The organism is Aeribacillus composti, from assembly GCF_007827555.1.
GTDB classification, from domain to species: domain Bacteria; phylum Bacillota; class Bacilli; order Bacillales; family Aeribacillaceae; genus Aeribacillus; species Aeribacillus composti.
Window position 1 is genome coordinate 1 of record NZ_VISS01000076.1, and the last position, 1,361, is coordinate 1,361.

Here is a 1,361-nt window from a genome sequence, read left to right on the forward strand (position 1 = left end):
TTAAAAAACAGCTTCATGTGGCATAAGGGGTACTCCGTTTGTCTCTTTTTACATGGTAATTATTGTAATGAAAATTGCTCAACTACAGTTATTAATTATTTCTTCTTTTGTTGGTTGTTTCATTTTTTCACCACTTTCCAATATAATTCCCATTGCTAGAAAAAAACCTTGAAAGAGTTTTTACTCAATCAAGGTACTCAAGAATTTGTAGTTCTATTCTGCTTTTACAGCTTCTTTTAATTGTTCTACTACACTTTTTAGCCATTGAATTGGAGTTAGCTCAAGATCAGGAAAATATACTCCGTCTGCACAGTGTTGAATGTATTCATTCTTTTCATCATCCGAATACTCACTATTGATGAATTCTGTTAAAAATACGATAGCAGATTTAAGATATTCTTTACTTTCCTCTGTTAACAATTCTTGTAATGCCTCTTCAGGTGAATCTGCATCTTGATGAAAAGTCCCAGCCAAGAACTGAAAAACTGGATCTTCTGGATTATTTTTGACTAACAAGCATTTTTCCCTCCATTCCATTATTTGGTTGGATAACCAGTTAAAATAAAATTCCCTGCTTCATCCTTCTTTAATACTATGTTAGCATTCCCTCATCCTTAAACACACGTAAGAGAGTGTATCCTTGTGCCTTTAATTTCATCTTCTTGGTAGGCAAGGCTGTATCCATCTTTGGCTTGCCCTTGTGTGGAAACTCGGATATATCCAATCACATTCATGATACCTTCCCCCTCCGTTACGCAAATTCAGATTAACGTAACGCTTGTTAACAATGACGAGTATTATACGACCGTCTTTAGTGAAAATACAATACAAAAATAATTTGCCAGCTCTTATTGTCACAGTCAGTTAAAAGTTTATACCCTCTTTCTCGCCACGAGAAAGCTTTCTCTCGTGTTTTAAAGCGTACTCGAAGGGTATTAGTGATATTAGGTCAATAAAGTAGACACAAAAATTTATAGATTTTTTTTCGCAGCTACCGCGCTATCGCTTGGTGGCCTTTTAAAAGTAATTACGACGTTGTCCTAATTATTTTTAAAAGGTAAATTTTCGGGTCTAACTATTCTATTAATATGTTCATTAAGCTCCCTTTTTATAGTACATACGTTCGTATTCAGATGGCGAAAAATACTCTGTTGCGGAGTGAATACGTTTATTATTGTAAAATATTTCTATATACTCAAATATGCTCTTTTTTGCTTCCTCCCTTGTTTTATAACGAGTCTGATAGATTAGTTCTTTTTTTATAACCCCATGAAATGATTCAATACAAGCGTTGTCATAACAATTTCCTTTGCGGCTCATGCTACATTTCATTCCGTATTCCATTAGCTTAGCTTGATAGT

At 34.2% G+C, this 1,361-nt stretch carries 2 protein-coding genes and 1 pseudogene; all 3 read right to left on the reverse strand.

Annotated features, from left to right (window positions below; translation table 11 throughout):
* Positions 1-213: 213 nt before the first annotated feature.
* The gene (locus tag FB379_RS18310; RefSeq protein WP_063389303.1) at positions 214-516 is read right to left on the reverse strand and encodes a contact-dependent growth inhibition system immunity protein; all 303 of its coding nucleotides are present in this window, start codon (positions 514-516) and stop codon (positions 214-216) included.
* A gap of 85 nt (positions 517-601) precedes the next feature.
* Positions 602-734 (reverse strand): annotated as a pseudogene (locus FB379_RS18315) (recombinase family protein); the annotation flags it as partial.
* A 361-nt stretch (positions 735-1,095) separates the two neighbouring features.
* Positions 1,096-1,361 (reverse strand): IS3 family transposase (locus FB379_RS18320; protein ID WP_144598584.1); only part of this gene is annotated, 266 nt, incomplete at its 5' end.